The sequence below is a fragment of the Aliinostoc sp. HNIBRCY26 genome, assembly GCF_050235535.1.
GTDB lineage: Bacteria > Cyanobacteriota > Cyanobacteriia > Cyanobacteriales > Nostocaceae > Trichormus.
Window position 1 is genome coordinate 4,692,634 of record NZ_CP189852.1, and the last position, 25,640, is coordinate 4,718,273.

The 25,640-nt window shown below is 39.7% G+C and carries 21 protein-coding genes; 11 read left to right on the forward strand and 10 right to left on the reverse strand.

The features are described 5' to 3' along the window. Positions 1 to 162: 162 nt before the first annotated feature. The gene (locus ACQFX9_RS19875) at positions 163 to 1,605 is read left to right on the forward strand and encodes a pentapeptide repeat-containing protein (protein ID WP_427162948.1); all 1,443 of its coding nucleotides are present in this window, start codon (positions 163 to 165) and stop codon (positions 1,603 to 1,605) included. On the opposite strand, the gene ACQFX9_RS19880 is transcribed toward ACQFX9_RS19875, so the two are convergent. The 3 genes from ACQFX9_RS19880 to ndhI form a co-directional block, all read right to left on the reverse strand. Next, positions 1,602 to 1,865: a hypothetical protein gene (locus tag ACQFX9_RS19880; protein ID WP_427157911.1), complete on the reverse strand. Its 264-nt coding sequence runs from the start codon at positions 1,863 to 1,865 to the stop codon at positions 1,602 to 1,604. The genes ACQFX9_RS19875 and ACQFX9_RS19880 overlap by 4 nt on opposite strands. A 917-nt stretch (positions 1,866 to 2,782) precedes the next feature. After that, the gene (locus tag ACQFX9_RS19885) at positions 2,783 to 3,358 is read right to left on the reverse strand and encodes a DUF4142 domain-containing protein (RefSeq protein ID WP_427157912.1); all 576 of its coding nucleotides are present in this window, start codon (positions 3,356 to 3,358) and stop codon (positions 2,783 to 2,785) included. Between the two features lie 4 nt (positions 3,359 to 3,362). Beyond that, positions 3,363 to 3,959 carry an NAD(P)H-quinone oxidoreductase subunit I gene (gene ndhI / locus ACQFX9_RS19890; RefSeq protein WP_427157913.1) on the reverse strand — a complete coding sequence of 199 codons (597 nt, stop codon included), beginning with the start codon at positions 3,957 to 3,959 and terminating at the stop codon, positions 3,363 to 3,365. Between the two features lie 258 nt (positions 3,960 to 4,217). On the opposite strand from ndhI, the gene ACQFX9_RS19895 reads away from it, so the two are divergent. Beyond that, entirely contained in the window at positions 4,218 to 4,433 is a 216-nt protein-coding gene (locus tag ACQFX9_RS19895) for a hypothetical protein (RefSeq protein WP_427157914.1), read from the forward strand. A gap of 359 nt (positions 4,434 to 4,792) precedes the next feature. After that, a complete protein-coding gene (gene psaB / locus ACQFX9_RS19900) occupies positions 4,793 to 7,021 on the forward strand; it encodes a photosystem I core protein PsaB (protein ID WP_427157915.1) in 2,229 nt (742 codons plus the stop codon). Between the two features lie 191 nt (positions 7,022 to 7,212). On the opposite strand, the gene ACQFX9_RS19905 is transcribed toward psaB, so the two are convergent. Beyond that, positions 7,213 to 9,204 (reverse strand): ABC transporter ATP-binding protein, encoded by a 1,992-nt coding sequence (locus ACQFX9_RS19905; protein ID WP_427157917.1) that lies wholly within the window; start codon positions 9,202 to 9,204, stop codon positions 7,213 to 7,215. Positions 9,205 to 9,522: 318 nt separating this feature from the next. Between ACQFX9_RS19905 and ACQFX9_RS19910 the strand changes: the two genes are divergently transcribed. The 5 genes from ACQFX9_RS19910 to ACQFX9_RS19930 all read left to right on the forward strand — a co-directional run bounded on the left by ACQFX9_RS19910 (position 9,523) and on the right by ACQFX9_RS19930 (position 12,846). Then, complete coding sequence (locus ACQFX9_RS19910; protein WP_427157918.1) at positions 9,523 to 10,149, forward strand: hypothetical protein; 627 nt, start codon at positions 9,523 to 9,525, stop codon at positions 10,147 to 10,149. A 71-nt stretch (positions 10,150 to 10,220) separates the two neighbouring features. After that, positions 10,221 to 10,733: a hypothetical protein gene (locus ACQFX9_RS19915; RefSeq protein ID WP_427157919.1), complete on the forward strand. Its 513-nt coding sequence runs from the start codon at positions 10,221 to 10,223 to the stop codon at positions 10,731 to 10,733. Between the two features lie 52 nt (positions 10,734 to 10,785). Next, positions 10,786 to 11,319 (forward strand): hypothetical protein, encoded by a 534-nt coding sequence (locus ACQFX9_RS19920; RefSeq protein ID WP_427157920.1) that lies wholly within the window; start codon positions 10,786 to 10,788, stop codon positions 11,317 to 11,319. A gap of 89 nt (positions 11,320 to 11,408) precedes the next feature. Continuing rightward, positions 11,409 to 12,230, forward strand: a complete 822-nt coding sequence (locus tag ACQFX9_RS19925) for a hypothetical protein (protein ID WP_427157922.1) — start codon at positions 11,409 to 11,411, stop codon at positions 12,228 to 12,230. 34 nt (positions 12,231 to 12,264) lie between these two features. Further along, the gene (locus ACQFX9_RS19930; RefSeq protein ID WP_427157923.1) at positions 12,265 to 12,846 is read left to right on the forward strand and encodes a hypothetical protein; all 582 of its coding nucleotides are present in this window, start codon (positions 12,265 to 12,267) and stop codon (positions 12,844 to 12,846) included. Positions 12,847 to 12,991: 145 nt separating this feature from the next. On the opposite strand, the gene ACQFX9_RS19935 is transcribed toward ACQFX9_RS19930, so the two are convergent. From ACQFX9_RS19935 to ACQFX9_RS19945, 3 genes are all read right to left on the reverse strand, one after another. Further along, entirely contained in the window at positions 12,992 to 13,393 is a 402-nt protein-coding gene (locus tag ACQFX9_RS19935) for a DUF2809 domain-containing protein (protein WP_427157925.1), read from the reverse strand. Positions 13,394 to 13,681: 288 nt separating this feature from the next. Further along, positions 13,682 to 14,209, reverse strand: coding sequence for a single-stranded DNA-binding protein (locus ACQFX9_RS19940; protein ID WP_427157926.1), 528 nt, complete (start codon positions 14,207 to 14,209; stop codon positions 13,682 to 13,684). Between the two features lie 249 nt (positions 14,210 to 14,458). After that, complete coding sequence (locus ACQFX9_RS19945) at positions 14,459 to 15,673, reverse strand: FAD-dependent oxidoreductase (RefSeq protein WP_427157928.1); 1,215 nt, start codon at positions 15,671 to 15,673, stop codon at positions 14,459 to 14,461. A gap of 201 nt (positions 15,674 to 15,874) precedes the next feature. Between ACQFX9_RS19945 and ACQFX9_RS19950 the strand changes: the two genes are divergently transcribed. Next, complete coding sequence (locus ACQFX9_RS19950) at positions 15,875 to 17,158, forward strand: ABC transporter ATP-binding protein (protein WP_427157930.1); 1,284 nt, start codon at positions 15,875 to 15,877, stop codon at positions 17,156 to 17,158. Between the two features lie 189 nt (positions 17,159 to 17,347). Here ACQFX9_RS19950 and ACQFX9_RS19955 read toward each other — a convergent pair whose 3' ends face one another. Then, entirely contained in the window at positions 17,348 to 18,454 is a 1,107-nt protein-coding gene (locus tag ACQFX9_RS19955; RefSeq protein ID WP_427157931.1) for a glycosyltransferase family 4 protein, read from the reverse strand. Positions 18,455 to 18,534: 80 nt separating this feature from the next. Further along, a complete protein-coding gene (locus ACQFX9_RS19960) occupies positions 18,535 to 19,314 on the reverse strand; it encodes a PIG-L deacetylase family protein (RefSeq protein WP_427157933.1) in 780 nt (259 codons plus the stop codon). 660 nt (positions 19,315 to 19,974) lie between these two features. Between ACQFX9_RS19960 and ACQFX9_RS19965 the strand changes: the two genes are divergently transcribed. Then, positions 19,975 to 21,141 (forward strand): glycosyltransferase family 4 protein, encoded by a 1,167-nt coding sequence (locus tag ACQFX9_RS19965; protein WP_427157934.1) that lies wholly within the window; start codon positions 19,975 to 19,977, stop codon positions 21,139 to 21,141. Positions 21,142 to 21,153: 12 nt separating this feature from the next. Further along, complete coding sequence (locus ACQFX9_RS19970) at positions 21,154 to 22,305, forward strand: glycosyltransferase (protein ID WP_427157936.1); 1,152 nt, start codon at positions 21,154 to 21,156, stop codon at positions 22,303 to 22,305. A gap of 754 nt (positions 22,306 to 23,059) precedes the next feature. Here ACQFX9_RS19970 and ACQFX9_RS19975 read toward each other — a convergent pair. Further along, positions 23,060 to 25,561 (reverse strand): EAL domain-containing protein, encoded by a 2,502-nt coding sequence (locus ACQFX9_RS19975; protein WP_427157938.1) that lies wholly within the window; start codon positions 25,559 to 25,561, stop codon positions 23,060 to 23,062. Positions 25,562 to 25,640: the final 79 nt, after the last annotated feature.

The window sequence follows — 25,640 nt, forward strand, 5'->3', positions numbered from 1 at the left end:
TATAATAATTAAGCAAAGAGAATTTCTCTGGCAAATTACATAAATATTCTCACCTAGCAATTTTTGCCGTAATCACCGCCTCAGTAAATTCTTGTGTTATGATGATGGGAATATCTAACTATTATTCAGTAATAATTCTGTGTGGTGAGAAATATTACTAATATATCTGCCAATAAAACGGCTAAACCTTGGCAATGGTTAATTGGTACAGTAATTATATTTGTTTCCTGTGTCGTTTTGATTTCATGGTTGTTTGCGACCCCTGATAACTTATCGATTCAAGAACAATTACAATACAGAAATCAAGCATTAACTACAACCGCGATCGCCTTTTTGGGATTGGGTTTAACTATCCACGCCTACTATACCGTAAAACGCATAGATGCTATACAAAAAAGTGCGATCGCGGCGGAAAAAAATCTCGAAATTAGTCTGCAAAATGTCAAACTATCACAAGATAGATTAATTTCAGAACGCTTAATGTCAGCTATTGCCCAAATCGGACATGAGAAAATTGCTACTCGCACAAGTGCCATTTATGTCCTAGAAAAAATTGCCCAAGATTTTCCTCAAGAACATTGGACAATTATGGAAATTCTCACAGCATTTGTGAGAGAAAATGCTGATTTAGAAGCAGAAAACCACAAAGAAGAAAATACAGCCACATCTTTAATTCAGCCAAAAAACCCTGAAGAGGATCAGCTAGAAGAATTTCCCAAACTGCGTCGAGATATTCAAGCCGCATTAACTGTAATTGGTAGGCGGAATTCTCAACAGGATGATGCAAATAAAAAACTGGATTTGCGATTTACAGATTTAAAGCGTGCAGATTTATTGGGGACTGATTTACAAAGAGTAGACTTACGCGGAGCAGATTTAAGGGGAGCAGATTTGCACAGTTGTAATCTCAGTGATGCAAATCTCGAAAACGCCAAACTATCTGGCTGTTTTCTTTACGAGGCCAACTTAGTGAGAGCTAATTTACAAAGTGCAAATCTCCAAGGCGCAAACCTCAACCGCGCCGATTTGTATAGTGCGAATTTACGGGAAGCGAATCTCACAGGGGCTAGCCTGCGTGCAGCGAACTTACAAGGTGCTAATCTCTACAAAGCCAACTTACAACAAACCACATTAAAAGTAGCAAATTTAACCAGCGCGAAGTTATTTCTTGCTAACCTACAAGGGGCGAAATTAGGGAAAGCTAATTTGTCTCTTTGTGGGTTGATTGGAGCGAACTTGCAAGGGGCTAACCTCAATAGTGCGAATCTATGTGGAGCAAATTTAAATGCTGCTAAATTAACACAAACAGAAATTATCTTTGCTGACTTTACAGAAGCTAGTTTAACCGAAGCAGATTTATCTAAAGCCAACCTTATGGGAGCAAATCTGCAAAAAGCCAACCTTTACGAAGCTAACTTGAGCCAAGCCAGTCTAGTGGGAGCTAATTTAGCCGAAACTGACTTTTTTGATGTCAACCTAGCGGGGGCGATTCTGACAGGCGTGAAAAACCTGGTATCTCAACAACTTAGTCTAGCAATTGGCGATCGCACTACAAAACTACCTGATCACATTGAAATTCCCATACATTGGCGACAGTCTAGTTAAAACTCCGCACTATGTTCTTTATCCCAACACTTGTTATCTATCCAGTTACGCCCAGTATTTTCACAGTCTAATTTACTGTTAATCCAGGGAATTGAAGTAGGATAACTCGATTGCTCAACAGCACCACCATTAAAAATAAAAGACTTAGCGACTAAAATACTAGCTGTTAAAACAGTAGCAGCACAAATTGTATAAATAAAAACTTTAGTAAACGTTTCTCCATCAAATCTACTGTCTTCGGTTTCTAGAGGATTGATCATAATGATGACTCGACTTTTTTTAGAGGGGTTATTAATAATAATCAGTAGCTAGATATAATTAAATGCAAAGAGCATCAACAATCAATACAGTAAGGTTTACTCTCTTAACGCTAATTTTGTCAAAAAATTTGCAATTTTCTGTAATTGGATAACTATCCTTACCATAGGAATGAATAAAATCTCTGCTCCAGTAAGTCTTGTAGCTGAACCTGATGAGTCTCAGGTTTAATCAGCAACCATAAAAAACTTTAACCAAAAAAAATAGTCAAAATAATATCAAAAAATATTGCTAATCATTACTATTTTGTTGCAATTATCGAATTTATAAAGATAAGTATAAGATTACTATAGATTAAGTCTGGTATTTCTACTGAAGCAAACTTTTATTGTTTTTGTAAAGAAAATATTAAGTCAAAATAATGTCATGCCAAATTTTCGTAAATCGAGATGAATCAAATTGAATTAAATAGAGTATCGGTCATTCTTAACAGAGTGAGTTAAGTTAGTGCTAATCTCAATCCGCTTTTAAGTAACCGTGCTGTTAGTTCATCTGACTTCATCAAACAATCGTAATTCAGTCTTACGTTCTGGGATCAAGCCAAGTCATTAGTCATTAGTCAAGGGTTAACAGTCACTATTTTCATTGCTGAGTAAGGGAACACCAAAAAATAAATTATCCCAAATCAACAGCTTAGTAGGGTGCGTCAGTATGAATAACCTCTTGGTATAGTTAGGTTTTCTCGCACTGACGCACCCTACAGGTTCAAACTATATTAAGTAATGTAAAAACACTAGTATGGAGTTCGTAGTAAGGACTTTAGTCCTTTTTTGTTACCTGCGGGACGCTGCGCGAACGCGGAGCGTCTCGTCGAGAGAACTAAAGTTCTCACTACAAACCTTGAATTATTTACCCTGTTCTATTTAGGTTGGGGGAAAAGTTTCTCCATCAGTTGTAAATGCGCTTCTATTAAGGGCATATTTTTAACTGCAAAAGCTTTCAAATCTTGATCTTCACCTAGTTGCAACAGACGACTACTGAAAATTAAATTTTCCATGTGTGCATTAATACCAGCTTCATTAATGTACGCCTGATCAAAATTTTCGCCGGATAGTTTGGATAACTGCTCAATTAAGGCTTGATATTTAACTCCTACATTACTAGGTGGAGTGATGCCTTTTTGAGTGAGCAATTGCATTAATTCTTGATTTGCAGGTGTATGGTCTTTGATCATTTGCTGGGCATACTCTTTCACGTTATTATTCTGAGACTTCTGTAATGCTAATTTAGCCATTTCAATTTCTGCCATTCCAGCTTGAGCCGCTTCTGTGGCGTACCATCTATCAAGTTGAGTTAGTTGGCTAGTTGCAGGAAGAGGGTTTTGGCTGATATTGGTAGCGGTTGCTTGGGGGTTGATTTGTAGATTACCAGTGATGGCGATCGCAGCACTTAATCCTATAATACCAATCAGATTGGTCGTTTTTTGTAAAAGCATAATTTCAACTATCAGTATTTTCTAAACCCTGTTCTAAAATCTCCGATGGTAATAAACCTGCGCGATGAGCATCATCAGGAACACCGTGAGGATTAAATACTCCTTTTGGTAAATAAACTAACTCTCTTAATGGTGTCACCATTGGGTCATTAGTAACTTTGTAAGGTAGTCTACCTAAAGCTACATTGTCATAATTTAATTCGTGACGGTCATATGTACAAATATCGTATTCTTCAGTAAAAGATATACAATTTGTTGGACAGTATTCTACACAATTACCGCAGAAAATACAGACTCCAAAATCAATGCTGTAGTGGTTGAGTTTTTTCTTTTTATTGACTTTATCAAATTCCCAATCTACTACAGGTAAGTTAATCGGACATACCCGCACACAGACTTCACAAGAAATACATTTATCAAATTCAAAATGAATTCTGCCCCGAAATCGCTCCGATGGGATAAGTTTTTCATAAGGATACTGTACAGTAATCGGACGACGTTTCATGTGGTCAAATGTGACTGCTAGTCCCTGTCCTATATATTGACCAGCTTGCAAAGAACTTTGGACATAATCACCAACTTGCTGCAAAAATTTAAACATGAGTCAATTACTCTTGCCCAACACTTTTATTCAGTAAGTTAATTATCTCGAATAGCTTTAACCTCTATCAAACGAGATGAATCGAAGTTAAGATCCACTATAAGTTTTTATGTATTTTAAACTGCTAAATTTGTTAATATTGCTCGATAAGAAAGCAGAAACGTATAGTAAATTAATCTAGCTCTCAAGGATGATGTAGACAGGAAATATTTTTTAAATAAATAGCAGTATTCTTACCTCAAATTTTTATCCCAATCTATGAAAGCCAGAGATAAATCAACAATAGGAAAAACAGCATCTTTGCGGACAAGAAATATATCTAATCAAACTGTGAATAATCCTGATATTCCAGGACAGAGCCAAAAAACACCTACAAATGATATTTTCGCTATCTTGCTACGTGGGTTTTTGATTTTGGTGTTTATAGCTATTTTGTTTGTAGCTGCTATTTACTACGGCATTATCAATCCTTAAAATCAAACATTAATTGGCTTCAAAATAGTATTTTTTTTGGAAAAATATCTATGATTCCTAAAATTTAGCGAAAAATGATGTGCAACCATAAAGCCGAAAACAAAATATTGATTTTTGAATTTAAACTCCAGTACCAAATTATTGAATACTAATCTCTTCCTCTGGTGTGATGGAAGTAGTAGTGGATTTTTTTAATACTCCTATCAAGACTAATTACATCACATTGCCTAGAAAATATAGGTCTTAAATTAGCCTGATGTATCTCCGTAAATACCAAGTTCGCTATCAAAATTGCCGAAAATTACTAGCAGATTAACAATAGCAACTTGGTTTAGTACAGAAGGATGTGATCAACATACATGGCAGTAAAATATCCTAAATTTAGCCAGGATCTGGCTCAAGATCCAACGACGCGGCGTATTTGGTACGCAATGGCTCAAGGTAACGACTTTGAAAGCCATGACGGGATGACAGAGGAAAATTTATATCAAAAAATCTTCGCTACTCACTTTGGTCATGTAGCAATTATTTTCCTCTGGGCTTCGAGTTTATTGTTTCACGTAGCTTGGCAAGGTAACTTTGAACGCTGGATTCAAGACCCCTTACATATTCGTCCCATCGCCCACGCGATTTGGGACCCGCACTTTGGTAAACCAGCTGTAGAAGCTTTTAGCCAAGGCGGTGCTAACTATCCAGTGAACATTGCTTACTCTGGTGTTTATCATTGGTGGTACACCATCGGGATGCGAACCAATAATGATTTGTACATTGGTTCGGTGTTCCTGTTGTTATTGGCTGCGTTATTTCTCTTTGCTGGTTGGTTGCATTTACAACCCAACTTCCGCCCTAGTTTGACTTGGTTTAAAAGTGCTGAACCTCGGTTAAATCACCATTTGGCGGGTTTATTTGGTGTTAGTTCTCTAGCTTGGGCTGGTCACTTAATTCACGTCGCCATTCCTGAATCTCGTGGGGTTCATGTGGGCTGGAATAATTTCTTAACAACTTTACCTCACCCAGCCGGGTTAACACCGTTCTGGACTGGTAATTGGGGTGTGTATGCCCAAAATGCTGATACAGCCGGACATATCTTCGGTACGTCTCAAGGTGCGGGAACAGCGATTTTAACTTTTTTGGGAGGCTTCCATCCCCAGACACAATCTCTGTGGTTGACTGATATGGCACATCACCATTTAGCGATCGCAGTTATTTTCATTATCGCCGGTCATATGTACCGCACTAACTTCGGTATCGGTCATAGCATCAAAGAAATGCTCAATGCGAGAAATTTCTTTGGTATCCGCACCGAAGGCCAATTTAATCTCCCCCACCAAGGACTTTACGACACCTACAATAACTCCCTGCACTTCCAGTTAAGTATTCACTTAGCAGCTTTGGGAACAGCCGCTTCCTTGGTAGCCCAGCATATGTACTCCTTACCGCCTTATACTTTCATGGCGAAGGACTACACCACCCAAGCGGCGTTATATACCCACCATCAATATATTGCTGGTTTCTTGATGATTGGGGCATTTGCCCACGCTGGGATATTTTGGGTGCGGGACTACGACCCCGACCAAAACAAAGGTAATGTATTAGACCGTGTTCTCCAACACAAAGAAGCGATTATCTCTCACTTAAGTTGGGTGTCGTTATTTCTGGGTTTCCATACACTGGGGTTATACGTTCACAACGATGTGGTAGTTGCCTTCGGGACACCAGAAAAGCAGATTTTAATTGAGCCGGTATTTGCTCAATTTATCCAAGCTGCCCACGGTAAATTACTGTATGGCATGGATGCACTATTATCCAATCCTGATAGTATTGCCTTTACAGCCTATCCCAATCATGGGAACGTCTGGCTACCAGGGTGGTTAGATGCAATCAACTCTGGGACTAACTCCCTATTTTTAACTATTGGCCCTGGAGATTTCTTAGTCCACCATGCGATCGCACTTGGTCTACATACCACTACACTAATCTGTGTGAAAGGTGCATTAGATGCCCGTGGTAGTAAACTCATGCCCGATAAAAAAGACTTCGGCTTCACCTTCCCCTGTGATGGCCCTGGTCGTGGCGGTACTTGTCAAACCTCTTCTTGGGAGCAAACCTTCTATCTCGCCTTTTTCTGGATGTTGAACCTCTTAGGCTGGGTGACATTTTACTGGCATTGGAAGCATTTAGGTATTTGGCAAGGTAACGTAGCCCAATTTAATGAAAACTCTACCTACCTCATGGGTTGGTTTAGAGATTATCTCTGGGCGAACTCTGCACAGTTAATTAATGGCTATAACCCCTACGGTACAAGTAATTTATCTGTATGGGCGTGGATGTTCCTCTTCGGACACCTAGTTTGGGCGACCGGTTTCATGTTCTTAATTAGCTGGCGTGGTTACTGGCAAGAATTAATTGAAACCCTAGTTTGGGCGCACGAACGCACACCATTAGCCAACTTAGTCCGTTGGAAAGATAAGCCTGTAGCGTTATCTATCGTCCAAGGTTGGTTAGTTGGTTTGGCACACTTCACCGTCGGTTATGTCTTGACCTATGCAGCCTTTCTCATAGCGTCAACCGCCGGTAAATTCGGATAAAGTTTCAAATTTCCTCTGATTATTTGCCATCACCCCCCTTTATTGCTATCAAAGGGGGATTTTATTTTGGCATATTGGGCATGGGGCATGGGGCATGGGGCATGGGGCATTGGGCATTGGGTTAAAATCTACCTTGTCTCCCTTGTCGTCCATTCCCGATTCCCGATTCCCCAGTCCCCATTCCCCATTCCCTAATTCCGAGAACGCACCCTTTCCGGGCTACCAGTGGGAATGGATGCAATTAATTTTTGTGTATACGCTTCTTTGGGTTCGCGGTAGATGCTTTCGGCTGTGCCTTGTTCAACAATTTTGCCACGATTCATCACTAAAATGCGATCGCTCATAAATTTGACGACGCTTAAATCATGGGAAATAAAAATATAAGTGAGTTGAAATTCAGCTTGCAATTCTTTCAGGAGGTTCAATACTTGCGCTTGTACAGACACATCCAAGGCTGATACTGATTCATCACAAATAATAAATTTTGGATTTAATGCTAAAGCACGGGCAATACAAATTCTTTGGCGTTGTCCACCGGAAAATTGATGTGGATAACGGTTCATGGCATCTGCACTTAAACCGACTCTTTCTAACAGGTAAGCTGTGCGTTCACGCCGTTCTTCTCGATTTTTACCAATGGAGTGAATGACTAAAGGTTCAGCGATCGCATCCCCTACTTTGATTCTAGGGTCAAGCGCGCTAAAAGGATTTTGAAAAATAATTTGCATTTCCCGCCGTAAATTAGGCATTTTATGACCCTTGAAGATTTTGCGGCGGCGCAATGCTAGTTTGACATCTAAATCTAAGGAAATTTCATCCCGTGACCGCAACCAATTTTTTGGAGAAATTGATATAGAAGGTGCAAAACCAAAAGCATCGATTTTTTCTGTGATTTCTTGGCCATCAAAGATAACTTGACCGCTTGTTGGTTCAATTAATAATAATAAACTTCTGCCCAGAGTCGTTTTCCCACAACCAGATTCTCCCACTAGACCTAGAGTTTCTCCTGGTTTGACATCAAAAGAAACACCATCAACAGCCATGTGATAACGTTTTGTACCTCCCAATATCCCTTTAATGGGAAAAGCTACTTTCAAATCACGCACTTGTAGCAGGGGTGGTTGTGTTTCTAGTTGAATTAATCTTTGGCTAATCTCATGACCATTGACTTCTGGCGGTGCAACAGGTTCTTTCTCTTGAATTAATAATTGTCCTGTTGGCGTTTCCTCCACAGTCATATAGTCTGAGACTGTGAGTAACTTTTGGGGACGGCGGTTAAGGGTGGGACGACAAGCAACTAAACCTTTAGTGTAGGGATGCTGGGGATGATGAAAGATTTGCTCTGATGCGCCGTATTCTACAACTTTACCTTTGTACATCACCGCTACTTCGTCAGCGATTTCCGAAATTAAACCCAAGTCATGGGTGATGAAAATCAACGCCATCTCACGAGTTTGCTGCAATTCTCTCAGCAGGTCGATAATTGTGGCTTGGACTGTAACATCTAAGGCTGTGGTTGGTTCATCTGCAATTAGTAACAAGGGGTTGCAAGAAATCGCCATTGCAATCATCACCCGTTGCAGTTGTCCCCCAGAAAGTTGGTGAGGATAGCGTTCTAGCATAGATTCCTTATGCTGCTTCACCATCTGTGCCACCTGATATTCATCAACGGGGGTGTGGGGGTGAGTTTCTTGCCAAGTATCGAGGTATTGCTGTTTTAGTTGCTCATCACTAGGTAAAAGTTTAACCTCTTGCAGACCTGCGATCGCTAATTGTTGTGCTTCCTCGGCGGTAACATTTTGATGACGTTGAATGGCTTCTTGGAGTTGAAACCCAATTGTATACACCGGATTTAGGGAACTCATCGGTTCTTGGAAAATCATCGCGATGTCTCCACCTCGGTATAGTTGCATTTCCTGGGGTGGTAAATCTACTAAATTGAGAGGATTAGCATCCGCCTGTTGACGAAACCAAATTTCTCCGCCGCTAATTCTACCGGGATACTGCAATAAACCCATCACCGCTAGGGATGTAACTGATTTGCCGCTACCTGATTCTCCTACAATTCCTAGAGTCTCACCACGTTTGAGTGTGAACGAAATCCCATCTACGGCTTTGATAGTATCCCCATCACCGGAGAATTCTACTTGGAGATTGCGAACTTCTAGGACAGTTTCTCTCATAAGAGTATCGGTATGACTATTGAGTAAAAATTATTTGGATTTTAACAGTAGTTTCGCGTTTAGGTAGAACAGCGTAAATATTTGTCTTGAGATGCAGCCATAGTTAGCCCTATCTTAGCAGTAGCGATCGCATCAGTAAAAGTTCCTACTCAGAACTTGATTTCTGATTTTTCCAAGATTCAATCCCATTTCCCCACCCATTGGTAGTTTAAGCATTATTACTGAAGTTGTCTTTATACTAAATATATAAAATAATACTTGATTAAATACTTTCCTTAAGTATGTATATGTCGGAAAATCTTCAACTGTAGAGAAATTATGAAAATGCGATCGCTCTTAATTATTAGTAGCAGTTTAATTATATTGATGGCTAGTCACTCATCAGTATTAGCTCAAATTAGACAGCCAACTAATGCAGAACTGAGAAGATTACGCCAAGAATTTCAACAAGTGATTAAATCGTCAATAAATATTAGTGTATCTGCTTCTTATATTCAAGATAGAAGAACTCAAAATGAAAAAAATAGCAGGAAATCATTTGTTAATGCTTGGTCAAAATTTGAACCCAAACTAGCACCTTTTATGGGTGTATGGTCTGGATACGAAAGTAGCAAGCATATTTACCCCTCAAATATCAGAGGTCGTGTTTGTGTTATTTGGACTGGTGATGGTTCTGGCGGTATGGATACTGGTGTTTTTTCTAACGGATTCATAAAAACTAGCCGGGGAGAAGTGCTATTTAAGGAAGGAAATTACTTAGGTTCAGCATTGCTTAAAAATGGTAAATTTGTCCGCAATTATGACATTCCATTCAATTCACCCCGTCCCTTGGGGTCACTAACTAAATTGCTTGAATATATGTATGACGCGCAAGCAGAGAAAATTACAGTTTCTCAACAATTTAAAAATGCTGGTTGCACTAATTCCACAACAGTAAATCGATAATTTAACTTTAATGCTAAAGGAAAAGTGTATGAGGAATAAGTTATTACTAATAAATCTATTTTTTTTTAGGATTGTTGACATCAACAGTCAGCTATGATGTACCAGCAATTGCTCGTACATCTAAGATGTCTTTAGAAAAATTTCCGAATGGACAACATTTAATCTGTACGTCCCAACCACCTACAAATGATGAAGCAATTTCCGTTACTTGTTTTCGATTTATTAAACAAGGAAATCGAATTAAGGGATATTTTTACATCACTAGAATGTCCGATAGCAGTATTTGTATTGATGGTAATGTGAAGAAAAATATAGTAAATGGTGAAGCTGTGTATTTTATTAAATATAGAAACGTTGCTTTGGCAGAACGAGAAAGTTCTAAATTTGAAGAATGGGGATTTAATCCCCGACTACGGACTAGTAGAGCCAGAGGAATTTTAGATCCTAGTGGTGCAGAAAATAACAATTTCATTCACTATCGCAAAATTATCCTAGATTTAAATGGAATGAAACCCTATAAGGAACGCAATCCTAGTACGAGGTATCAAGTAGATTGTTTTCCCTATAGTTGGATGCGTCGTTAACTTACAAAGTTTGTTTTTGAATCAAAATTATTACTGATAGGGTAAGAAAAATATGCAATTATCTACTATTGTTTCTAGTTTAGCCATTTTAGCTATAAATTTAACCCCATCCATAGCTAACACCGAAGCCAGATATAATGCAAGTCTTACTGAAAATATTGAATCAAACATTCAATCTTTAGTTCAGGAGGAAATAAATAATAAAGCAAGTAAAAAACTACCAGTAATTGGAGTAATTAAGAATCGTAATCTTACAGGATGTGGTGGAAGTTTTCAATTTGTCCAAGACTTTAATAAAAATCTTGATAAATTTATTTTTGTATCTCTGTTAGATGGAAATACATTTATGAACTTTAATGGACAAGATATTAAGTTAAATCTTATAAGGGCAAATAAGGATAGAAAAGGAAACTTAAGAAATGAAGTTTATACTGTAAATCAAATAAAAATTAGAGTTGATTATTCACTAATAGAGCCGCCCAGTGAAAAAACAGGATATGAAGCATCCATTTATCACGCAAAAGTTACAATTAGTGTGGGTAGGAATAGTAAGGTTTTACGATTGAAAGGATATCATGGATGTTAATCAACCAAAAATTGATAATTGTGCATGATTCTTTTTTAAAATGAGCGATCGCCTAAAATTCTACACTAGATATTCCAAGGCATACATCAATGAAATATAAATTAATTTTCGCTCCGCTTATAGTCTTCAGCGTTCAAATAATCGCTAATAAAACACTAGCGCAAGAAATCAAAAAAGATAGTATAGTTCCACCACAAAAAGATGCTGTCGCATTTGCCAAAAGTATTTGTGGTGTGGGTAATTTCACTCAAAAAAAAGGAGCTATTGTTTGTAATACTTGTCCATCATTTACTGGATATCGAGATACTACAGGAACTTTAACATCAGTAGTATACGGCAGTTTTACTAAAGCTGGTACTCGTGAAGCTTTAGTTGATTTGAGTGACTGCGAACCCCATGCTGGTAATTGGGGAGGTACGGTATTACTCCGACACACTAATAATGGTTGGTCTAGAGTTAGATATGAAAGTGGATTTCGCTCCAATATGTGTTTGAAAATTACTAACCGCACAGGACGTAATTCTGTTATCTGTCAAGGTGCTTACACAGGTATGGGTTATTTAATCACATGGTTGGACAAATTAGAATTTAATTCTACTAAAACCATAAATACTAATTTATTAAAAGTTGAATCTAATACTGGTAGCTGTCGTCCACCATATTATGAAATGCTGATTCAAGACTTTAAATTACAAGACACTAACCAAGATAAAATTCCTGATTTAGTTGTCAAAGTTAGTGAAGCTAGAGGGGCAAATAATACTAATGTCAGTGGTTCTGATGGTTGTGTAGAACCACGGTTAACACAACAAAAGTACCACCAGTTAATATTTTTATCTAATGGTAACTCATCATTTCGTCCTACCGCCAAGACAGCTAACTTAATAAAGCTTTTAAATGTACAGCAATAGAATTGGGTAAAACCTAACAAATTAAATAACCGCAATGAGGTTTACAAAGATATTTTTATCATGGTTAGCAATCATTTTCACAATGATTTGTTCTCCTGTTTTGGCAAATTCTGACAGGTATCCTACCAGCGCAGAGGTTGAAAGCACGCGCGGAGAACTTCGCAACCAAATTCAAACTGCAAGTCCTGATGTTCGCACTTTAAAAGAAAAACGCGCGCGACAATTATTAGTCAGCCATTGGTTGAAACATGATAAAGAAACTGCACAATTTTTAGGCAATTGGTCAGCATTTGAATCATCAATGTCGGTATATCCAGCCAAGACCAGAAATCGTGTGTGTTTGGTTTATATCGGTCTAGGACAAGTTGACTTTGAACTTGGTCGAGTTGTAGATGGTAAATTACGCAATGCTAGAAAAAATTTATTGTTATTAGAAGGCAATTATATGGGGGTTGGCTCTATTTCAGAAGGTCGTGTATCTATGTATCTGATATATCACTCGCCTAGAGCATTAGAAAGTATTAACAAGGTTATGTCCGAATCAACAGAGTCGAGTAATGCACAAAAGACAAAATTGATTCGTGATTTTAAAAAATATGGATGTATCAATCCATAAATATATCAATAATTTTGTGTTGTTTATCAAACATCTATCAAACAGGATATAAAAAATGAAATTAAGATTTATCTCTTGCTGCGCTATTAGCGTATTAAAAGCTCTCGGTGACAATTTTATCCAGAGTAATATCCCCAGCCATCAATTACTTTAGCTTTGCTCCTCGAACTATCAATCGCAACCACAGCCAGCCTAACCCAGAACCAATAAAGTAATAGGGGAAATCTGACCAGGTGAAAGCAGTACCCATTACCATTCTTCCCCACCAAAATGAGCGTATCCAATTTAAAAACGGCGGATGCCACAATTGCAAAAACTCTATTAAGCAAGTAATTATCAACACCCATAAAGGGATTTGCCAAACTGAAGAACGAGTAGGAATAAAAAGAAAGGCGAATAAACACCAAAATATTTCATAAAAAATTCCTCCCATCTCTTGGTTCAACCATCCAACAGAATAGCGATAGTGGCTATATAAAAGTCCGATGGGAAGAATAATAGCCAGAGAAAAGATAGTTCGCCAGCGAATATTTGTAAGGAATGACATTATATAGGGATAACAGGGAATTCATCGATTTTCAACCCTAATCTTATAAGCGTCTAAAAAGCAACAGCAAAAACTCAGTGTCAACTGTTGGGGTAGGCAGAAGAGTATTTTTCTTGACTAGGAAGCTTGCGTGGGACTGATTTTTGTAGTACATTTTTACTATAAGCCTGCTGAGAGTAAGCCTCTAGTCCCTACCTACCTCCAGTGTAGGGATTTTACTTTATAGGTTGATTTTTTCTCCCGATATAGTTGTCAGGCGACATCGGGAGATAATTGAGAAGAACTTCCCTAAAACGGAATATCATCTGGATCTGGTTCTTCCGCAGGCTGATAGCTGCTGGGTTTAGTGGTGGGTTCGTAGGTGTTCACCTGGGGAGAGACATTTACAGGAGTGGCGACTGGGGTAGGGGTGGAACGTGGCGGTTCGTAACTGGGAACGTTGACTGGTGGGGGTGGTAGTGTTTCGGTAACTGCTGGTGTTCTCGCTGGTGCTGGTGATGTGGTGAAACTACCGCTTCCTACGGATTGAATTTGCTGTACAGTTAATTCAGCGCGTTTTTCTTTGAAACCTTCTTGACGTTCGACTGTGTGCATTCCTAAACGTCCTGCAATGATGACGCGATCGCCTTGATGATAATTTTGCTGAATCTCTGTAGCTAAATTTCCCCATCCCACAACTTTTAAGGTTGCTGGTGGATCTTCTGGCTTTTGCGAATTGGGAAACTGCACCAACATTTCGGTGACAGCTAAGTTATCTGATGTATAACGTAATTGCGGTTCTTGAATAATTTCCGCCAACAACACACAGCTATTCATTGCATCCTCCTGACTTCATAATTCATAACGTATGCGTAAATTATGAATTAATTTAGAAATTGTCTATTGTGCTTCATTCCTAGCATAAAAGCCAAGCGATGGCGTTGCCTAGCAGTTGTCACACCACAGGACACTTTCGCTTGACTAGAACGAGCATTGATCTTGCATGAGTAGTATAATTGTACCATTAATTGCCTATTCGTATGGGATTTCACGAAAAGTGAAGTGATTTTTCCCCCTGCTTTTGCATTAACATTCATCCACATGGACAGGGAACACACCTAAAGCAATTAATCTAGCTGGTAAATCCCGTAAAATCGGCAAGCGTAACCAAGCTGGAGGTTGAAAAGTGCGGTTAGAGGAGAGAATAGGGGCAAAGACTCGTTTTTGAATCAAAGTTTGAAATGCTTGAATGATGCGTGTGGGTAATTCGCGTTGTTGCTGCACTTTTGCTAAGTCTTGTAATTCTACATGGTGATTTTGTAGAGGCTTCGTTAACACATTTGCAGCTACCACAGCATCCTGAATGGCGTAGTTAATTCCCACACCGCCAACAGGTGACATAACATGAGCCGCATCACCGATGAGTAACAACCCTGGACGATACCAGCACTTCACAAGGCTAGACTCGACAGACAAAAAAGCCACCTGTGACCAATCTTGTAAATGGTCAATGCGGTTAGCTAATTCTGGCACAACTTCCACCACAGAAGTTTTTAAAGCTGTTAAACCCTCAGCACGTAGCTTTTGATAACCTCCCTTGGGAATGACATAAGCAAGTTGCCATTCATCGCCACGGTCAAGCATCGCTACAATGTGACCAGAAGCAAAACGTCCCATTCCTCCCTCAGCATCTTCTGGTTGACGGGGTAAACGAAACCACAGCACATCCATCGGTGGTGAAGTTTCGACGGCTGTGAAATTACCTAACTGTCGTAGCTTAGAATGACGACCATCTGCACCCACCGTCAGCATAGCGCGGATTTCATGCCAACCACCCCCACCCCGATAGCGTACACCGCGAATTACACCATCCTCTACAATCAGTTCTTGAACATTTGCCCCCATAACTAATTGAAAAGTAGGATATTGTTGTGCTTCCTGGGTGATGAATTCCAGAAACTTCACTTGAGGCAACATTGTAATGTAGGGATAGCGGGTTTTCAGGTGACTAAAATCAGCCAGAGTAGTAGTAGTTTCCGGCGTTTGAATCCTGATTTGGCGCATTTTAGTATGGGGTAATTGTAGCAAGCGATCGCTCAACCCCAACTCCTCCATAATTTCCATTACCGATGGGTGAATTGTATCCCCCCGAAAATCCCTGTCAAAATCCTTGTGTGCTTCTAGTAACATCACCCTCACACCCCGACGCGCCAGCAACAAAGCCAACACCGCACCAGCCGGGCCACCGCCAACAATGCAACAATCTGTAGTTTGTACGTCTACAATGTCATGGATAGTCATAGGATTAGGGGGACTGGGGATTGGGGATTAGGGATTGGGGAATGGGGATTGGGAAAAGTTTTTTGTAACTTAGAATTACCTTACTGTTATGCTAACTCTTGACTAACGACCAATGACTAATGACTATTGACTATTGACTATTGACTATTGACTATTGACTATTGACCATTGACTATTGACCATTGACTAATTACTAAACCCGTGGCGCAAGTTGTTATAGAAAACGTATATAAAAGTTTCCCTCCCCGTCGAGGGGAAAATGTGGCTTCAGTCAGCACATCTAGTCAAAAAACAGATAAAACACCAGAACAAGCCGGCAATATCAATGTCTTACGTCGGATTAACCTCACCATCGCCGACGGGGAATTTATGGTGTTGGTGGGGCCTTCTGGTTGTGGGAAAAGTACCCTACTGCGGTTAATTGCTGGCTTAGAGACAATGACAGGGGGAAATATTTGGGTAGGCGATCGCCTGATCAATGACTTACCTCCCAAGGAACGCGACATTGCAATGGTATTTCAAAATTACGCCCTTTACCCCCATCTAACGGTGTACGATAACATCGCTTTTGGGTTGCGTCGGCGTACATTAGAAAATGCAGACAATCAGCAAAACCCAATTCCGCCGCTAGTGGAAAATACGCTGGTAGGTGTGACAAGAAAGTTACCTAAAGGACTACGCTATATTTCCGACAAAGAACGACAAGTAGACCAACGCGTCAGGGGTGTGGCGGAATTATTGCAAATTGAAACCCTGTTAAATCGATTACCTAAACAACTTTCAGGAGGACAAAGACAAAGGGTAGCATTAGGAAGGGCGATCGCGCGCAATCCCCAAGTATTCTTAATGGATGAGCCACTTTCTAACCTAGATGCGAAACTCCGCGCCGAAACTCGCGCCCAAATCGTTAAACTCCAACGCCAATTAGAAACAACCACAATCTACGTCACCCACGACCAAACCGAAGCCATGACAATGGGCGATCGCATCGCCATCATGAATCAAGGTCAAATTCAGCAAGTCGCCTCCCCCATAGAACTCTATAACAACCCAATTAATCGTTTTGTTGCAGAATTCATCGGGACACCACCCATGAATTTTATCCCTGTAGAATTTCATGCCCCTCTGTTAATCACCCATGCACAATTCCGTCTCACCCTCCCAGAAATCTGGGCTAGTCCATTGCAAAGATACGACGGACAAACCCTCATCTTAGGTATCCGTCCCGAACATTTAAACGTAGGCTTACCTGCCACTAAAAACTTACAAGTGCAAGTAGACTTAGTAGAAAACCTCGGTAATGATGCCTTCATTACCGCCAAATTAGTTGATCAGCAACCTCAATTTTCCCACCTCATTCATCCCTTGCAAGTACGCGTTCCACCCGAACGCCTCATTAGCGTAGGTGAAGAACTCTGGTTATCCCTCTCACCCGATAAAATTCACTTTTTTGATCCTGATACTGAGTTAGCGATTAGCCGGTAGGGGTTTAGGGGTGTGGGGGAGACAAGGTAGAAGTAATGAGTAATGAGTAATGAGTGCTGAGTGCTGTTAGCGGAAGCGGGGCGTTTAGCCCGTGCTGAGTAATGAGTAATGAGTAGTGACTGTTGACTAATGACTAATGACTAATGACTAATGACTAATGACTAATGACTAATGACTAATGACTAATGACTAATTCACCAAAACCTCTTCCCTCATCATGACTCTGTGAGGTTCATAGTTTGTTACTAATTCGCGGTAGACAGCCAAGGTTTCTGCATGGACTCTCGCTGCATTAAATCTTTCTAGGTTTTGTGAGGCGCGGCTTTTCCATTTGTAGAGTTGGGCGGGATCTCTGAGTAAATGTTCTAAAGCGTCTGCTAATGTCTGACTATCTTTTGCTGGGACTAACAAGCCTGCTTGTCCATAATCTAAGGTTTCTGGAATTCCATCTACGTTGCTAGCAATAATTGCACAACCCGCTTCCCGCGCTTCTGTTAATACCAAGCCAAAGGATTCGCAATGGGAAGCGAGAACGAAAATATCGCTTGCTAACATATACCTTTGGGGTTCTGGCTGGAAACCTTCAAAATGAATGCGGTGTTTGACATTGGTATTTTGTGCCATTGTCTCAAACAAAGCTCGATCAGGGCCATCTCCGACTAAATATAAATGTGCTTGGGGAAATTCGGCTGCAATTTTTGTAAAAGCGGCGATTAACTCAGCAATACCTTTACGAGAATACATCCCCGCAACGGTAGTAATCGCTGGACTATGCAAAGGTAGTGGTTGATAATCTGTCAATTTGCGATGACGAGGGCTACCTAAAGTCCCATTAGAAACAATTCTTAATTTCTGTTGGGGAATACCACGCCGCACCATTGCAGATTCTACTGCTCGGCTGACGGCAATGACTCTATCTGCCAATCCCATGAGGATTGCACTACGTTGAAATTCATTGTGTACTGTCGAAACTAAACTGTAATTGCTGGTATTTTTCCAAAATCCTGCCAATACTACACCCGTCATCATGTGGGCGTGAACAATATCGGGTTGAAAATTCTGGATAATCTCCCGCAACCGCCAAGCCGCTTTCATGATTTTTAGCGGTTTTCGAGATTGATCTAGGTGAAAATGTTTAGCACCATAACTTGCTAGTAGTGTTTCGTATTCTCCTCCAGCCGAAGCCACAGCTACTTCATCACCATTTTGGGCTTGCAAACAAGCGAGGTCTACAGCTACATTAACAATGCCATTACCAATTTTTTGAACGTGGTTAGTAATATGTAATATTCTCATTTAATTGATTCTCTAAATAATATTTAATCCAAAATTGCCAGATGCAGCCCTAATAATTTTATATATCTAAGAAATTTCTCCTAAAACTGAGTCTTGAAGAAAATCTCATAAGAAGTTAAAAATTGCTTAACAAAGCCTTGTGGTAAACTTTGCAGTTGTGAGGAGTAAGCAGCGATCGCTTGTTTTTTCTTTTCTTGAACAGCAGTAATAGAAAACCTGTAAGCCGCCGCCAAGTCGGATAATTTTAACATTAAAAATAAAGGCGATCGCCAGAATAACCAAATCGGATACTGTAACAAATCTGGATAAATTTTAGCTGACTGAATAGCGGATTTAACTAGAGTAAATGTTGCTTCATGATCTCGATGGCAATCTTTACGATGAGGCACATAAACTTCTTCCGGTTGATACAATTTTAACAATTCAGCTACCTGTGCGATCGTCTGTTCTTTTTCTGGCTCATTTAAATTTTGTAAATATCCGTCTGGTTTAGCTAAAAAGTGAATATCTGAGGCTTGAACACCTAAAATTTGTAGTGCTGTTATTGCTTCTTGTCTGCGAGTAGCAATAATTTGATTTTTTAGGTCTAGATTACAACCACCCGCCGCATCTCCATTGGTTAAAAATACAACTACAACCTTGATTTTATGTGCTGTTTTGTGAGCAATCATCCCTCCACAGCCGAAAGTTTCATCATCTTGGTGCGGAGAAAAAACCATTGCTGATTTATGACTAAAATCTTCTGGTTGACTACCATCAGATAACAACCACCTCCAGATAAAATGAGAATGTAAATATTGGAGATTTTCTAGCCATTGTGCGGGAATTATTTTTTGGATTTTTTGCAAATAAACCTTCATCTTATGCACTAACCTTATCCCAGTCAAGAAGCAAGATAAAATTTTTTATATCTATAATTAATTACACATCTGGTCAATTACTTATAGACACCAGAGAAATCATATATCAACAACTGCAAAATAGAATAAAGATTTGATGTGATAAATATTTGTTTTTTATTATTTGTTTTAAGAACGTAGCAAACTCATGATGTATGACACACTATAATCATAATTAAATATGTATGATTCATTTTTCTAAATGTGTCAATCCTGACATATATCAATAATGAATTCTTTTGGTAATTGAGTTAGTTTTTATAATGTTTTTATTAGAAATACATATTTTTTGAGATTTAATGATATTTCTCAGAATAGCTGAAACGTATGGATATTTACTTTAGTCTTATTGTTTTATTAGATTTGGTAAAATATTGCATCATTTGTAACAAAAACTGGGTTAACTATTTTATTCAGCAGACTTTCTGTAGCTTTTAGTAATTATCAATCAAAACTTCTCTAGAAAATCTTCATCTAGTCAGACGTAAAGCTTACTGATAATGATGAAAAATGACTGAATATAAATACTAAACAGTATTAATGTACTGTTTTATATAAAAATTTCATTAGTCTTTGTATAAAAGTCAACCTATGTATTAAATTTAAGCGTGGAGAATCATTGTGGGAGAACAACAAGAAAATATTTGTACAAGTTCTGCGTCTATTCTTACCATTGGAACAGGCTGGTTTCCGCAAAGTCCAGGGGGCTTAGAAAGATATGTTTATGATTTAATTCATACATTTGTAGCTCATCAAGACCAAGTAGAATTATGTGGACTTGGTTTACCAGATATTCAATTAAATACATCAATTAAGTTAACTAACTTAGCCTCCCCAAATAGTCCAATTTGGCAGAGATTTTGGTCAATTCGCCGTAACTTCCAGAAAACGAGAATCAGTAAACCGGATGCAATCAATTTACATTTTGCCCTCTATAGTTTTCCGGTGTTAGACATTTTACCCAAAGGAGTACCGATTACATTTAACTTTCATGGCCCTTGGGCGTTAGAAAGTCAACAAGAGATTAAAAGTAATCCATTAGGTATTTTAATTAAGCGACGCTTGATTGAACAAACTACTTATAGTCGTTGCGATCGCTTTGTGGTTTTGAGTAAAGCTTTTGGTAATATTTTACACCAAAAATATCAAATTCCTTGGAGCAGAATTCATGTGATTCCTGGGGGTGTAAATATTCACCGCTTCCAGCCCGATTCACCGCAAATAGCACGTCAACAACTCGACTGGCCGCAAAATCGCCCGATTTTATTCACATCGCGGCGTTTAGTCCAGCGTATGGGACTAGATAAACTCCTAGCAGCCGTGGCTACAATTAAATCCAAAATACCAGATGTGTGGTTAGCGATCGCCGGGCGTGGTCATTTACAAGCTACCCTAGAACAACAAATCCAAGAACTAGGGTTAGAGAATAACGTCAAATTATTAGGATTTCTCCCCGATGAACAATTACCGTTAGCTTATCAAGCTGCTAACTTAACTGTAATGCCTAGCCAATCTTTTGAAGGGTTTGGTTTAGCAATCGTCGAATCTTTAGCTTGCGGCACACCAGTTTTGTGTACACCAATTGGGGGGATGCCAGAAATTTTACAACCATTTTCACCCCAATTAATTACTAATTCTCCTGAAACTTCAGCCATTGCAGAGAAGTTAGAACAAATCTTACTAGAACAACTCCCCATTCCTTCCCCATCGGACTGTCGTCAATATATTATCAATAACTTTGATTGGCAAAAAGTCGGTCAACAAGTCAGAGAAGTAATCTTAGCTTAAAAATTTCATCATATGAAAATATTATTTTTAGACCAAAGTGGTAAACCAGGCGGTGCAGAACTCTGTTTAATTGATATCGCCAAACCTTATCGAGACTGCGCCTTAGTCGGTTTATTTGCAGATGGCAATTTTAGAAAATTATTAGTACAAAATCACATCCCTGTAGAAGTTTTAACCAATCAATCTATTGCAGTTCGTAAACAAAGCAATTTACTCCAAGCCTTCGCCAGCGTCGGACAACTTGCACCATTAATCACCAAGGTAGTCAAAATAGCCTATCAATATGATTTAATCTACGCCAACACCCAAAAAGCATTAGTTGTAGGTGCGATCGCCAGTATAATTACTCGTCGTCCCTTGGTGTATCATTTACACGATATTCTTTCTTCAGAACACTTTAGCCAAACAAATCTCCGCATCGCTATTAACTTAGCAAATCATTGTGCGTCCTTAGTAATAGCTAATTCTCAAGCCAGTCGAACAGCCTTTATCCAAGCAGGCGGTAAGCCAGAAATCACCGAAGTTGTATATAACGGTTTTGAACCGCAAAATTATCACACTAGTAATGATGAGATTCAAAAAATCCGCCAGCAATTAGGATTAGAAAATAAATTTGTCGTTGGGCATTTTAGCAGGCTTTCACCGTGGAAGGGTCAACATATCCTCATTGCAGCCCTAGCCCAATTACCACCACAAGTCACAGTAATTTTAGTAGGTGATGCCCTATTTGGTGAACAAGATTATGTAGAACAATTACATCAACAAATTGCCCAATTAGGATTAGAAAACAGGGTAAAATTTTTAGGCTTCCGTGCTGATATTCCCCAACTAATGGCAGCTTGTAATTTAGTTACCCACACTTCCACTGCCCCCGAACCCTTTGGTAGAGTCATAGTAGAAGCCATGCTGTGTGGAACACCTGTAGTAGCAGCCAAAGCAGGCGGTGCAGTGGAATTAGTAGAACAGGGAGTGAACGGTTTTTTAGTAACCCCAGGAGAACCCCAAGCCCTAGCACAAGTAATTAATACCTGCATTCAAGAAACAGAAATAACTGCAAAAATTGCTACTCAAGCACGAGATATTGCCAGTCAGCGTTTTCATGTCGCCAATATCAATCAACAGATAGCACAGTTAATATCTCATCTCCAAGGGAACAGGAAATAGAGAGGGATTGTCCAAATAAGCTAATCAGCAGTTGCATAAAGTCAGGGCTAAAGCTCAATACGGTTCAGTTAAGAAAACAAATTAACTGCTACACATGAATCAATTCAAAATTCAAAATACCCTACGGGAAGCAAGCTACAAAATTCAAAATTAAAGACAGCCACCCACAAGGGGGAGCCACTGCGGTGGACGGGTTCCCCGGCATAAAGGAGGCAGTGCGTTGGGCGGGTTTCCCGACTTAAAGCAACTGCCGTCAAGTGGCGTTGGGGTTTCTACCGTTCGGCTGACGCTCACGGCGAAGCCTACCTTGGGAAACAAGGATTCTTGGACGCAAGTCCAGTTTTGAACCTAGCTTTTTCCTATAAAACGGATCTATTTTTTGGAGGGGGTTTGGGGGACGCAACCGTCCCCCAATCGGGGGTTTGGGGGAGAATCCCCCAAGTCTTGGTTCTTCTAAAATCGATAAGCTGACAACGTTAACTGAACCGTATTGGGCTAAAGCTGACTTTTCATGTTATGTGAAAAAGTTAACGCCAAACCTAACCCCCAACCCCTTCCCTTGTAGGGAAGGGGAGCAAGAATCAAAGCCTCTAACGCCACTTGCTACAACACGGGAAACCCGCGCAACGCAGTGGCTCCTCCTTGCAGGGGAGAGGTACTCTACGAGAAGAGCTTCGCTCTATGGAGAGGGGTTTTTCAGATCCCGTGAAAAGCCAGGGCTGAAGCCCTTACTACAAGCGAGATGATTGGCTTATTATGAAAAGTCAACCACATCTCCCATTTCCGGTTCCTCATTTTTACCTGTACATTGACTCTTGAGTAACTTTGTTGCTGCTTCACTATCTAAAGGCTGCGAGTAAAAATATCCTTGACCATATTCACAACCCAATAATTGCAGTTGATCTTGTTGTGTAATTGTCTCCACACCTTCAGCAATCACATTCATACCTAATGTGTGGCTTAACATGATAATTGTCCGCACAATGGCTGCATCTTCATTAGTTTCACCCATGCGGCTGACAAAGGATCGGTCTATTTTTAAGGTGTTAACTGGAAATCTGTGTAAATAACTTAAAGAAGAATATCCAGTACCAAAATCATCAATGCTGAGACGAATATTTAAAGTCCTCAGTTGCAGCATAATCGTAATGGCAGTTTCTACATTTTTCATCGCCACACTTTCTGTAATTTCTAATTTTAAACTCGTCCCATCTAATCCAGTTTTTTGCAGAATTTTTTGAATATACTCCACTAAATCTGGTTGGGATAACTGCTGACCAGAAATATTCACACTCATCATCAGTGGTGGTTCTTGCGGAAATTGAGATTGCCAACTAGATAACTGTGAACAAGCAGCTTCTAAAATCCACTGTCCTAAAGGAATAATTAAACCTGTTTCCTCAGCAATGGGAATAAATTCTACTGGGGAAATAAATCCATTCTGCGGATGCTTCCATCTTAAAAGAGCTTCAAAACCAACAATTTGATGATTTTCTAAAGAGACAATGGGTTGATAATAAAGAAAAAATTCCTGCTGTAAAACAGCTCGTCGCAAGTCTGTCTCTAACTGAAAACGTCTCACAACTTGGGTGTGCATTCCCACCGCAAATACTTCATGACGTGCTTTACCCAAGTCTTTAGCTAAATACATAGCTGTGTGAGCATCCCGCAACATATCTTCGGGTTGATGCTCAAGTTGAATTTGATTGAAAGCGATACCGATACTGACGCTAGTAAATATCTCCTGCCCATTAATTTTAAAGGGAGAAGTCATCTGTTTTTGTAACTGGTCTGCAATGCTATTGGCAAAACTCGTTTCAGAAATATTTTCCAACAAAATCGCAAACTCATCTCCCCCCACCCTGGCGATAACGCCTTTGCAGCCTATACAGCTAGATAATCTTTGGCTGAAGTTGATTAAAAATTGATCACCAACATAATGAGTTAAACTTTCATTGATCACTTTGAAACGGTCAATATCTAAAAACAGTAAGGCAAAACAGTTATTTTTGCCTAGTCTCGACCTGTTGATGGCCGCTTGTAGGTACTTGAGAAATAGCGATCGATTAGGTAGCCTAGTCAAACTGTCATACAATGCAATCTGCCATTGTTTATATGCCATCACACAGACAGCTGTGGTGAGGAAGGTTAAGGCAGGAGGTAATAAAGGTACCCAACCATATTGTGTAAATATACTTAAGCAAATGCCATATAACACTGCTAGGGAAACTGTTCCAGCTATTCCTAACGCCAGTGGATGTTGCAGTCGCCAAACTAACACACCTCCAATTAATGCCCACACCCAAATCCATAAAATTTCAGCCCATTCAGGCCAAAACCAAAACAGGGGACGGTTATCAAGAATGGTAGTGAGAATTTGACTTACCAGTTGAGTGTGTAATGTTACTCCTGAAACACCAGGGCTTGTTGATTTACTTGCACTGTAGGGAGTAAAAAACAAGTCTTTTAAACTTGGGGCTACTGTCCCAATCAGGACAACTTTGTCTTTCACCAAATTGGGGTCAAATTTATCATGTAAAATATCATTCAGTGATATCTTTTGTGCCACATTCTCGGCGGAACGGTAGGAAATCAGGACTTGATAGCCCGTACTGTCAACATTATGGTAACTACCTGCATCAGAAGATATGGCGGGAAATCTGGTTTTTCCCAGATATAAAGCATCTGGAGTGACGTTGAGGGTAACACCCCGATTTGCCAAATATTTCAAGCTTAAGCGGAGGGCAAAAGAGTAAAACTTCTCTTCCCCGTCGTAAGCGTAGATAAAATTACGACGTATCACCCCATCAGGGTCAACTACAAAATCGTTAAACCCAATTTGCTCTGGAGGTAGACCTGAAATGGGTGCAACTCCTTGGGTTTTGGAGTCTCCAAGGTTAGTAATGGTGACTACATTGGGCTTTTGCAGTTCTTTTAGCAGCATTTCCCGCCCTGGTGGGTGGGGAATGTTGCGATAAATATCTAAGCCAATGACCTTTGCTTGAGCTTTCTGTAACTTTTGTAAAACTTGGGCAAGGGTATGATCAGACAATGGCCATTGTTGCTGTTGTTGGAGGTCATCTTCAGTAATTCCTACAATTAACAGTCGCGGATCAGGCCCCGCATCTGCTTGCAAACGTACTAGATGATCAAAAGCCGCTAGTTCTAATATTTGTAATCCACCCAGATGTCTGATGCCCAACAACAGCCCTGTCATCATCATACTGGCTACAATTACAGTCTGCTTGATACTCAAAGTTGGATATGGCCGCTTGAGATAAGTTAACACTGATACTAGCGAATGAAGCTTTTTGAAGGATTGAATAATCACAAAA

Bases quoted from the DNA above. Each gene is read 5' to 3' on its own strand.
- ACQFX9_RS19880 (WP_427157911.1), bottom strand. From the start codon at position 1,865: ATGATCAATCCTCTAGAAACCGAAGACAGTAGATTTGATGGAGAAACG.
- ACQFX9_RS19885 (WP_427157912.1), bottom strand. From the start codon at position 3,358: ATGCTTTTACAAAAAACGACCAATCTGATTGGTATTATAGGATTAAGT.
- ndhI (WP_427157913.1), bottom strand. From the start codon at position 3,959: ATGTTTAAATTTTTGCAGCAAGTTGGTGATTATGTCCAAAGTTCTTTG.
- ACQFX9_RS19895 (WP_427157914.1), top strand. From the start codon at position 4,218: ATGAAAGCCAGAGATAAATCAACAATAGGAAAAACAGCATCTTTGCGG.
- psaB (WP_427157915.1), top strand. From the start codon at position 4,793: ATGGCAGTAAAATATCCTAAATTTAGCCAGGATCTGGCTCAAGATCCA.
- ACQFX9_RS19905 (WP_427157917.1), bottom strand. From the start codon at position 9,204: ATGAGAGAAACTGTCCTAGAAGTTCGCAATCTCCAAGTAGAATTCTCC.
- ACQFX9_RS19910 (WP_427157918.1), top strand. From the start codon at position 9,523: ATGAAAATGCGATCGCTCTTAATTATTAGTAGCAGTTTAATTATATTG.
- ACQFX9_RS19920 (WP_427157920.1), top strand. From the start codon at position 10,786: ATGCAATTATCTACTATTGTTTCTAGTTTAGCCATTTTAGCTATAAAT.
- ACQFX9_RS19925 (WP_427157922.1), top strand. From the start codon at position 11,409: ATGAAATATAAATTAATTTTCGCTCCGCTTATAGTCTTCAGCGTTCAA.
- ACQFX9_RS19930 (WP_427157923.1), top strand. From the start codon at position 12,265: ATGAGGTTTACAAAGATATTTTTATCATGGTTAGCAATCATTTTCACA.
- ACQFX9_RS19935 (WP_427157925.1), bottom strand. From the start codon at position 13,393: ATGTCATTCCTTACAAATATTCGCTGGCGAACTATCTTTTCTCTGGCT.
- ACQFX9_RS19940 (WP_427157926.1), bottom strand. From the start codon at position 14,209: ATGAATAGCTGTGTGTTGTTGGCGGAAATTATTCAAGAACCGCAATTA.
- ACQFX9_RS19945 (WP_427157928.1), bottom strand. From the start codon at position 15,673: ATGACTATCCATGACATTGTAGACGTACAAACTACAGATTGTTGCATT.
- ACQFX9_RS19955 (WP_427157931.1), bottom strand. From the start codon at position 18,454: ATGAGAATATTACATATTACTAACCACGTTCAAAAAATTGGTAATGGC.
- ACQFX9_RS19960 (WP_427157933.1), bottom strand. From the start codon at position 19,314: ATGAAGGTTTATTTGCAAAAAATCCAAAAAATAATTCCCGCACAATGG.
- ACQFX9_RS19970 (WP_427157936.1), top strand. From the start codon at position 21,154: ATGAAAATATTATTTTTAGACCAAAGTGGTAAACCAGGCGGTGCAGAA.